We start from the raw sequence: 9,122 nt of genomic DNA, 5'->3' as shown, positions 1-9,122 counted from the left end.
TGCCCGAGACTGCCCCAGCCCCTGGCGGGCCGAGGCCGCCCCCCTGTCCGCCGGCGCGTCACCCGGTCCGTCCCCGACCCTCGCCGTCCCGGCCAGCTCGGCCTGTCGCGGCTGGCCCATGCCCCGGCCATCATCGCTGACGCTGACCGACTGCCGCGTCGTCTGTACCCGGATCACCCGGGCGCCCGAATGCTTCACCGCATTGGTGATCGCCTCCTGCACGATGCGCAGCACCGAGACCGAGGCGCCCCGGTCGCCAAGCTCGGGCCGCCCGTCGATCTGCCATTCGAACCGCGCATGATGGCGCGCCAGCATCGGCTCGAGCCGGCCCCTCAGCATCGCCAGCATGAGCGCCAGGTCATCCTGGTTCTGCAACCCGTCGATCATCATGCCCATGTCGACCAGGGCGGCCTCGAGCGCCGAGACCAGCACCGGATCCTGGCGCCCCGAGGTCTCGACATAGGCCAGCGTGTTGACCAGCTGCCCCCCGAGGCCGTCGTGCAGGTCCTGCATGATCCGCTGCCGCTCTTCGCGCAGCACCCGGGCCTCAGCATGGCGGGCGAGCTCGCGGTAGGTCTCTTCCAGCTCGCGCGACTTCTCTTCGACCTGCTGGCGCAGGGTGGCGTTCAGCTGGTCCGTCTGGCGCTGCAGGTGGATCATCTGGTCGAAATAGGCCCAGGCGATGGCGGCAAAGACCAGCACCGGCGCGATCGCGCCGGGATCCCCCGCCAGCGCCACCGGCCCCATCAGGCGGATCAGCCACTGCGCCGCCGCGAAGATCAGCGCCAGGCCGAACAGCGGGACGAACTTCACCCGGGCACCGCGATACCAGCGCGACGGCCCGACCAGCAGCATCGCCAGCCCGTAGAGGGCCAGCGCTCCGGTCACGACATGCATGTAGACCAGCAGATCGACCGAGAAGACCACCTGGGCCAGCACGAGAACAAGCGCCTCGGCCAAGAGCACGCCATGGATCCATCCCAGCCCGCCCTGCGGATAGGCTTTCACGAAGGCCCGCAGAAAGCGGTAGAGGAAATAGACCGAAGCCTGGATGCAGAGCTCGGAGATCACCCGGCTGACCGCCGGCACCGGGACCAGGTTCGGCACCGACCAGTACCAGGTGTAGACCGCGACGCAGGCCATGACCGGCGGCAGCCAGCGCGTGCCCAGCTCGCGCGGTGCCGCGCGGGACAGCACCAGGAAGATCGCAAACTCAAGCAGGGAAACGGCCCAGGCCATGCGGGCAAAGCCACTGCGGTAGATGAAGGCTCTCAGCCAGGCGAAGTGGAGCGGTCGTGCCGATCCGACATCCACCGGGTAGAGGTGCAGCCAGGTGCCCGGATCGCCCGACAGGACCACGTCGAGGCGGTTTTCCCCCTCGACCAGCATGGCCGGAGACAAAAGAAGAAGCTGGGCCGGTTGCGGTCATGCCAGCGCGGCGTCTCCGGATCGCGCTCTGGAGTCAGCGCATGGCCGTTGAGGGAGAGGAACAGCGTATCGCCGAAGCGGTCCAGCAGCAGACCGATATCCGGCTGACCCGGATCAGGCGTGAAAGTCAGGCGGTAGTGGATCCGGTCGCGGGCGCTGCCCTGCCCCGTCCCGGCATCATCGGGCACGCGCATGTCGTGAGGCAGCGACACCGGCTGACGACGGCCGCAGCTGTCGCCCGCCTCGGGCTGACAGATATCCGCCTGCACAAGACGCTGCGCCCCCTCGATCCGACCGATGCCGACAAGCGGCACTTCCGCCACCAGGATCAGGCCCAGCGTCAGCAACAGCGCCGTGAGGACTATCGCCCGCAGCGGGCCCATGCCCCGGGCCGTGCCCTGACGTGAGGCCGGATCCGACGCTTGACCCGACGTTTGCCCCGAACTTCGGCCAGGGTTCGGATCAGGGGTTGAACTCCGGCCGCGCGCCAAGGTCTCGCCTGCGCCGCGGGCCGGGCCTTCGCCCTGTTGATGATCTGCGCTCTCGCTCACCCGTCCCCCCTCACGGCGCCAGTCAGCGACCTGCCGCCGTCAGACCAGCCCCTGACGGCTGGCCGCCGCGATCGCTTCGACGTTCGAGGTCACCTCGAGCTTGCGGTAGATGTTGTGGATATGCGTCCCGACGGTGCCCAGGCTGATATCCAGACGGTCCGCCACCTCCTGCCGCCGGTAGCCCGCGGCCACCAGTTCCAGCACGGCCGTCTCGCGACGGGTCAGGCGCACGGCACCGGGCACGGGCCTGCGCGATGCCTCCTCGGCGGGCAGCAGCGCCAGCAGGTAACGGGCAATCTGCGGCGAGATCGGGCTGCCGCCCTCGGCCACCGCGCGCAGGGCCAGCACGATATCCTGCGAACTGTCGGTCTTCAGGATATATCCCTTGGCCCCGGCGCGCAGGGCGGTGATCACGCTGTCCTCATCCCCGAACAGGCTGACCACGAGGGCGGCGCAGGACCAGTCCGCCGCCCGCGCGGCGCGGATCAGCTCCAGGCCGGAGCCGTCGGGAAGCCCCAGGTCGACCAGCACGAAATCCGGCCGCAGACGGCGGAGCATCCGCAGGCCCTCGTCCAGGGTGCCCGTCGTGGCGACGACGTCGAAACCGTCCTCGACGGTCAGGGCACGCAGCAGCCTTTCGCGATAATTCGGTCTGTCCTCGACGATCAGCACCCTCGGCTGGCCGCCCCCCTCTTCCGGCACCCGGGCAGGCGCCTGCATGTCTTGCTGGTTCATCGGATCGTCTGACTGCTTTCGAAACGTCGCATCGCGACAATTAAAAGATGAGCCCGAGTTGGGAATTGGCTTAACACGAACAATGCGACCCCGGCCAGTTTAACTTTTTTGCCCAAACTCAACGGATCCGTAGATGGGCAGACAAATTAACCTGCAGTAAATCCGGCAATAAATCGCCACTCGTGATGACGGTCCTGCCGCGCCCCCGCCACCCGGGGGCCGGACCCGTTGTCGCGCCGACCGACAGGAATGCCCATGTCCAGCCAGATCTCCCGCCTCGCCCGCTCCGTCAGGTCCCTGACACGAGGCGTCCTGAGGGGGGCGGCACTTGCAGGGGCCGCACTCATGGGATTCGGGGCGACGGCGGCACAGGCCGAGCTGTCAAACGGCTATATCACGATCAACTACCGCCTGGACGGCCTTTGCGCCGCAGGACCGAACGCAAATGACACCACGGGGCGCGTCAATGTCTCCTTTGGCGCGACGAGCTCTTACAACGGCGAATACCTGAACCTGTCCCAGTGGGAAGAGGACCTGACCAGCACCGCCAATCGCCTCGGCCTGCAGGCGAGCTCGGACGGAGAGACCCTCAGCGCCTCGCCCAACCTGACCTTCCCCGCCTCGAACATGATCGGCACGAACGTCTGGTTCGGCCTCTATGGTGACTTCCGCGATGCCGGCACCGGCCGCACCGTGACGGAATCGCCGCTGGTCCCGGGGACCACGCCGCCGGGCACCTTGGGCACCCACCACTACACCGCGCTCGACATGGCCAGCGATCCCGACTGCGCCTACACGAAAGCGCCGCTGACGGTCACCGGCAACGGCGCCGTGATTTCCAACGGCGACTCGACCCCAAGCACCCTCGACCGCACGAATTTCGGCAGCGTCGCCGTCTCGGCCAGCGCCATCAGCCGGACATTCGAGCTTGAGCCCGGCGCCTCGGGGGTGCCCTCGATCAGCAGCGTCGCCCTCGGCGCGGGCAGCAGCAGTGCCTTTTCACTGACCTCGGGTTTTTCCGGTGACCTCGCCAGGGGCTCGACGCAGGAGGTGACCGTCTCCTTCGATCCGACCACGGCCGGAGAGCACACCGGCATGCTCGTCGTGTCGGGGCCGAACATCCAGACCTACACCTTCACCATCAAGGGCACTGCCACTGGAGAGCCCAACCTGGTGGTCTACGGCACCTCGAATGGCACCACCCTGATCCCCGACGGCGACACCACGCCGACCACCGCAAAGTCCACCGACTACGGCAATGTCGAATACGGCGGCAGCAACAGCCCGCGCAGTTTCCTGTTGTACAGCAACGGCACCACCCCCCTGGCGGTCAACAATGTCTCGATCACCGCCGGTCAGGGCTTCGCCGTCACCTCTCCGCCTGCCCTGACCATCGGCGCAGGCGGTTCAAGCGGCATGACAATCCGGTTCAACCCTCCGGGCGTGGGCAACTACACGGCCACCGTGACGGTCACGACCAACGATCCCTCCAGCCCCTATACATTCACCCTCAAGGGCAGCGGTGTCGACACCGTGGCGCCGACCGCCACACTGGGATCTCTCGCCGGCCCCTCCCCCGTCAACGCCTACACGTCGCGGGTCAGTTTCTCCGAGCCGGTGACCGGCTTCACCACCGACGACCTGATCCTGACCAATGCCACGGCCGAGATCACCCCGCTGTCGGCCAGCTCCTATGATGTGGTCCTCACCCCGATCGGGTCCGGAGACCTTGGCTATTCGATCCGGGTCGGCGCGGTCGAGGATCAGTCGGGCCAGGCCAATACCGCCGTCTTCGGCCCGGTCACCGCGAGCTTCAGCGGCACCCCGGCGATCGAGATCGTCAGCGACAACCAGCCCGTCCTGCCGGGCAGCACCACGCCCTCGACCCTGAACAACACCGATTTCGGCACCTTCGAACACCCCGCCTCCACCTCCCGCACCTTCACCATCCGCAACACCGGCAGCGCCAGGCTTGCGGTCTCGGACATCCGCGACGGCAGCGCCGCCTTCACCCCTTCGCGGGGGTCGGTCTTCGTCGAACCGGGTGAGTTCGCACAGCTCACGATCTTCTATGCGCCCAGTGCCCCCGGCACCCATCAGACCACGATCCAGATGAGCACGAACGTGCCGACGCAGAGCACCTACAACTTCGCGATCAAGGCGGTCAGCCAGGACACCACCGCGCCGCAGACCACGCTTGCGCCGCTGTCGGGGCCGGTGAACGGGGTCTACACGACGACGCTCAGGTTCTCGGAACCCGTGAACCCCTTCCAGGGCAACGAGCTGACCCTGGTCAATGCCTCCGCCGCCGTTTCCGGATCGGGCGACCTCTACACGGTGACCGTGACCCCCCTCGGCTCCGGCACGGTCTCGGTCGCCGCCCCGCTCGGATTGACCGAGGACACCTGGGGCAACGACAGCACCGCCGCCGGGCCGGTCACCGCCGAATTCGACGAGACACCGCCGACCGCGACCCTCTCGGCGCTCTCCGGCCCGGTGAACGGGGTCGTACTCGGCCACGCTGACCTTCTCCGAAGCCGTCACCGGCCTGACCGAGAGCGACCTGACCCTGGTCAACGCCTCCGCCAGCCTCTCGGGCAGCGGCGATACCTACGCGCTGGCGATCACTCCCGACGGCGACGGGCTGCTCAGCGTCACGATCCCGGCGGATGTGGCCGTGGACGCGGCGGGCAATGGTAACACTGCCTCGGTGACGCGCGAAGCGACCTACGACGGCACCGCGCCGACCTTTACCCTGGACGACCTGCAGGGGCCCCAGAACGGCAACCAGTTCACCTCGCGGGTGACCTTCTCTGAGCCCGTCACGGGCCTTGCGCTGGCGGACCTGTCGCTGACCAATGCCACGGCCGAGCTGACACCGGTCTCTGCCACGGTCTGGGACATCGTGCTGACCGCCCTCTCGGCCGGCACGGTCGGCTACGAGATCGGCGCCGGGGCCGTCGAGGATGCGGCCGGCAATGCCAATACCGCAACTGGCGCGAAAAGCACCACCTTCGGTGGCATCGCCGAAATCGAGCTGCGCGGCGCGGGCCTGCTGATCCCGCCGGGCAGCGCCAGCCCAGTGACCGGCAATGGCACCGATATGGGAACACATGAGTTCCCCGCCGGAACGACGCGGCAGTTCACCATCTCGAACCCCGGAGACGCCACCCTGACGCTGACCCAGATCAGCGACGACGACGACAATTTCTCGGTCTCCGTCGCGGCGATGACCATCGCCCCGGGCGAGAGCACCACGCTGAGCGTCACCTACGCCCCGACCGGGACCGGCGCCCATTCGGCCACCGTCACGATTGCCTCGAACGCCTACGGCCAGACCAGCTATGCCTTCGAGGTCAGCGCGGTCAGCCAGGACACCACGGCGCCCGAGCCCACAATCGCCGCCCTGACCGGGCCGGTAAACGGCGCCTACACGACCACCATCACCTTCACCGAAGACGTCGCGGCCTTCGCGGGCAGTGACCTGACACTGGTCAATGCCACGGCCACGGTGTCGGGGACGGCCCCGGGCGACAGCTTCACGGTGACGGTCACGCCTTCGGGACAGGGCAGCTTTTCGGTCGCGGCGCCGGCAGGCCTGACCGAGGACGGCGCCGGCAACCCCAGCACCGCCGCCGGCCCGGTCAGCGCGATCCATGACAGCGTCCCCCCGCAGGTCACGATCTCAGAGCTGTCCGGCCCGACCAACGGCATCTACAGCGCGACCGTCACCTTCAGCGAACCGGTCACCGGGCTGAGCGAACAGGACCTGACCCTGGTCAATGCGACCGCCAGCCTGACCGGCAGCGGCACCGACTACCAGGTTGCCCTGTCCCCCCTCGCGGACGGGCTGGTCAGCCTGAGCATCCCCGCCGATGCCGCGCAGGATGCGGCGGGCAATGGAAACCTCGCATCGGCAACCCGGCAGGCGACCTACGACAGCACCAGCCCGACGGCTCAGCTGTCACCGCTCTCGGGGCCGGACAACGGCGTCTACACGGCAACGCTGACCTTCTCCGAGCCGGTGACGGGCCTGTCCTCCGCTGGCCTGGCGCTGGTCAATGCGACGGCCACGATATCGGGCAGCGGACAGAACTATACGCTCGAGATCACCCCCTCAGGGCCCGGAGTCCTCAGCGTGCAGGTGCAGGCGAATGCGGCAGCGGACGCGGCGGGCAACGGCAACACCGCATCCCTCAGCCGCTCGGCTACCTTCGACGGCACGGCGCCGACGGTCCAGCTGAGCACCGGGGGCGATGCCAGCTACTCGGGACGCGAAAGCCTGACCGTCGCGGCAAGCTTCTCGGAACCGGTCACCGGGTTCGAGATCGCCGACGTGCAGGTCTCGGGCGGATCGGTCACCGGGCTGAGCGGCAGCGGCGCCGACTACGTGCTGACCGTGCAAAGCAGCGGCACCGGAGACCTCACCCTGCACCTTCCCGCAGGCGCGGCCGAGGATGCGGCGGGCAATCTCAGCGAGGCCTCGAACCTGCTGTCGCTGACCAATACCGTGGTCGAGGAAAGCCGAGAGGCCATCGCCCGCTTCCTGATCCAGCGCAATGCCGCGCTGCTGGCCAGCCAACCCCGGCTGACCGACCTGATGGGCGGCGACACCGGGCGCAGCTTCGCCCTTCAGGCCAGTCCCGGCATGTTCAACTTCAGCTTCGACGGGGCGCTGTCGCGATCGGTCTGGATGCAGCTCGACGCCCGGCGCAGCTCTGGTGACGGTCTGCGCAGCGACTATCTTTTCGGGGTGATCGGCACCCATGTCATCGCCAGCGACCAGTTTGTCGCCGGTGCCATGCTGCAATTCGACCACATGGGCACCCGGGGCAGCGACCCCGCCATCGAGGGCACCGGATGGCTGGCCGGTCCCTATGTGGCGGGCCGCATCGGCGCGCAGCCACTGCGCTACGAGGCGCGGCTGCTCTACGGGCAGACCAGCAACAACATGACCCTTGGCGCCACCCCCGAGGTCCATTTCGAGACCGAGCGCTGGCTGGCACAGGCCCGGCTGGCGGGCCGCATAACCCGGGGCATCTACACCCTGGAACCCTCGCTGGGCGTCGCCCATGTCGAGGACCGGCAGAAGGCCTACGAGGATGGCTTCGGCAACCCCGTCGCCGGGCAGACGGCCGCCCTGACCGAGATCGACCTCGGCCTTGATGTCAGCTGGCCAGTGACCGTCGCCTCTGGAGAGCTGTCGTTGACCGGCGGCATCGCGGTGGTCTGGGCCAAGACCCACACCCGCAATGCGCCCCTCGGCACCGAGTTCGACATCGACGGCCTGCGCGGCAGGCTCAGCTTCGGCCTCGGCGGCCGGACCCACTCGGGGCTGACCTATGCGCTCGGGCTCGACTACGACGGCCTCGGCTCGGACCAGGAAAGCCTCGGCGCCAAGCTGGAAGTCGGACTGACGTTCTGAGGCGCCCCGGCCCTGCGCCGGGCCTTCTCCCCCCATGCTCCGCCCCCGCCCGGCCGACCCAGGGCGGCCCAGGGTCGGGCATCCGCAGTCGGCGTCCCTCCCCAGAGTTCCGGGACGCCGGCCGCGGCACCGCCCCTTGACGGAGGGGGGGGCGAAAAACTGCCCAATGAAGGAACAAAAGCCCTCGACCTGCCGGGGGATTGTCTCTAGGAAATGCCGCATTGACCTAAGGTAATTTTCTGGTGCCCTTCGATGATCGTCCTGATTTCGTTCATGTTCCTCTCGGCCGCCCTGCGCATAACCAGCCTGGTCGTCTCGATGCGCAATGAACGCCGCCTCCGTGAGGCCGGAGCGGCGGAACATCACGCGGTGACCACCACGCTGCTGGCCCTGGCCCATGTGACCTACTACGTTTCGGGCTTCGCCGAAGGGCTCTGGCGGCTTGCCCCTGCGGATGGCATCACCCTGCTGGGCCTTGCGCTCTATGCGGCCTCGATGCTGGCGCTGTTCTGGGTGATCCGCGAACTGGGACGCCTCTGGACCGTCAAGCTGATGCTGGCGCGGGATCACGAGCTGGTGACCAGCACGCTCTTTGCCCGGATGCGGCACCCGAACTACTACCTCAACATCCTGCCCGAGCTGATCGGCTTCGCGCTGGTCATGCATGCCTGGTACACACTGATCATCGGCCTGCCGCTTTATGCAATGGTCCTGCGCCGCCGGATCGAGCAGGAAGAGCGCATCATGCGGGCCAATTTCGCCGGCTACTAGGCCGCCCTATTGCGCGGGCTGGACTGAGGTCCGCTCTCGACCGTCGCGGATCACCTTGCGCATCGCGACCTCGGCCAGGTCGGGCAACCCCGAGGCGATGGCCCGGGCAATGTCACGATGATTGCGGGTGACCTCGGCGCGGGTCGCCAGGAAGTTCTCGTCGCCCTCGATCAGGAACAGCGAATAGAGCGCGGTCTGAACCATGTCGCCAA

Annotated in this window: 5 protein-coding genes and 3 pseudogenes; 5 read left to right on the top strand and 3 right to left on the bottom strand. The window is 67.9% G+C overall.

The window, feature by feature from the left end; all coding sequences use genetic code 11:
* Nucleotides 1–1,389 (bottom strand): sensor histidine kinase (locus OS124_RS0114180; protein ID WP_010140381.1); only part of this gene is annotated, 1,389 nt, incomplete at its 3' end.
* Between the two features lie 80 nt (nt 1,390–1,469).
* Between OS124_RS0114180 and OS124_RS0114175 the strand changes: the two genes are divergently transcribed.
* Nucleotides 1,470–1,835 (top strand): hypothetical protein, encoded by a 366-nt coding sequence (locus OS124_RS0114175; protein WP_138919546.1) that lies wholly within the window; start codon nt 1,470–1,472, stop codon nt 1,833–1,835.
* Between the two features lie 183 nt (nt 1,836–2,018).
* Here the strand turns inward: OS124_RS0114175 and OS124_RS0114170 are convergent, their stop codons facing one another.
* Nucleotides 2,019–2,714: a response regulator gene (locus OS124_RS0114170; RefSeq protein ID WP_010140379.1), complete on the bottom strand. Its 696-nt coding sequence runs from the start codon at nt 2,712–2,714 to the stop codon at nt 2,019–2,021.
* Nucleotides 2,715–2,963: 249 nt separating this feature from the next.
* Between OS124_RS0114170 and OS124_RS0114165 the strand changes: the two are divergent.
* The 4 genes and pseudogenes from OS124_RS0114165 to OS124_RS0114155 all read left to right on the top strand — a co-directional run.
* Nucleotides 2,964–4,862: pseudogene (locus tag OS124_RS0114165) on the top strand (choice-of-anchor D domain-containing protein); the annotation flags it as partial.
* A gap of 373 nt (nt 4,863–5,235) precedes the next feature.
* Nucleotides 5,236–5,367 (top strand): annotated as a pseudogene (locus OS124_RS28360) (hypothetical protein); the annotation flags it as partial.
* 24 nt (nt 5,368–5,391) lie between these two features.
* Complete coding sequence (locus OS124_RS0114160; RefSeq protein ID WP_029375443.1) at nt 5,392–8,139, top strand: Ig-like domain-containing protein; 2,748 nt, start codon at nt 5,392–5,394, stop codon at nt 8,137–8,139.
* Between the two features lie 252 nt (nt 8,140–8,391).
* The gene (locus OS124_RS0114155) at nt 8,392–8,910 is read left to right on the top strand and encodes an isoprenylcysteine carboxylmethyltransferase family protein (protein ID WP_010140378.1); all 519 of its coding nucleotides are present in this window, start codon (nt 8,392–8,394) and stop codon (nt 8,908–8,910) included.
* A 6-nt stretch (nt 8,911–8,916) separates the two neighbouring features.
* On the opposite strand, the pseudogene OS124_RS27515 reads toward OS124_RS0114155, so the two are convergent.
* Nucleotides 8,917–9,122 (bottom strand): annotated as a pseudogene (locus tag OS124_RS27515) (hypothetical protein); the annotation flags it as partial.

Origin of the sequence: Oceanicola sp. S124 (genome assembly GCF_000220565.1) — a bacterium.
Taxonomy (GTDB): Bacteria; Pseudomonadota; Alphaproteobacteria; order Rhodobacterales; family Rhodobacteraceae; genus Pseudooceanicola.
The sequence above is the reverse complement of the archived record's forward strand: the minus strand, read 5'-3'. Positions and strand labels throughout refer to the sequence as shown.

What these genes read in the sequence shown, in the direction of transcription:
- OS124_RS0114170 (WP_010140379.1), bottom strand. Translation starts at nt 2,714, where the DNA reads ATGAACCAGCAAGACATGCAGGCGCCTGCCCGGGTGCCGGAAGAGGGG.
- OS124_RS0114155 (WP_010140378.1), top strand. Translation starts at nt 8,392, where the DNA reads ATGATCGTCCTGATTTCGTTCATGTTCCTCTCGGCCGCCCTGCGCATA.
- OS124_RS0114175 (WP_138919546.1), top strand. Translation starts at nt 1,470, where the DNA reads ATGGCCGTTGAGGGAGAGGAACAGCGTATCGCCGAAGCGGTCCAGCAG.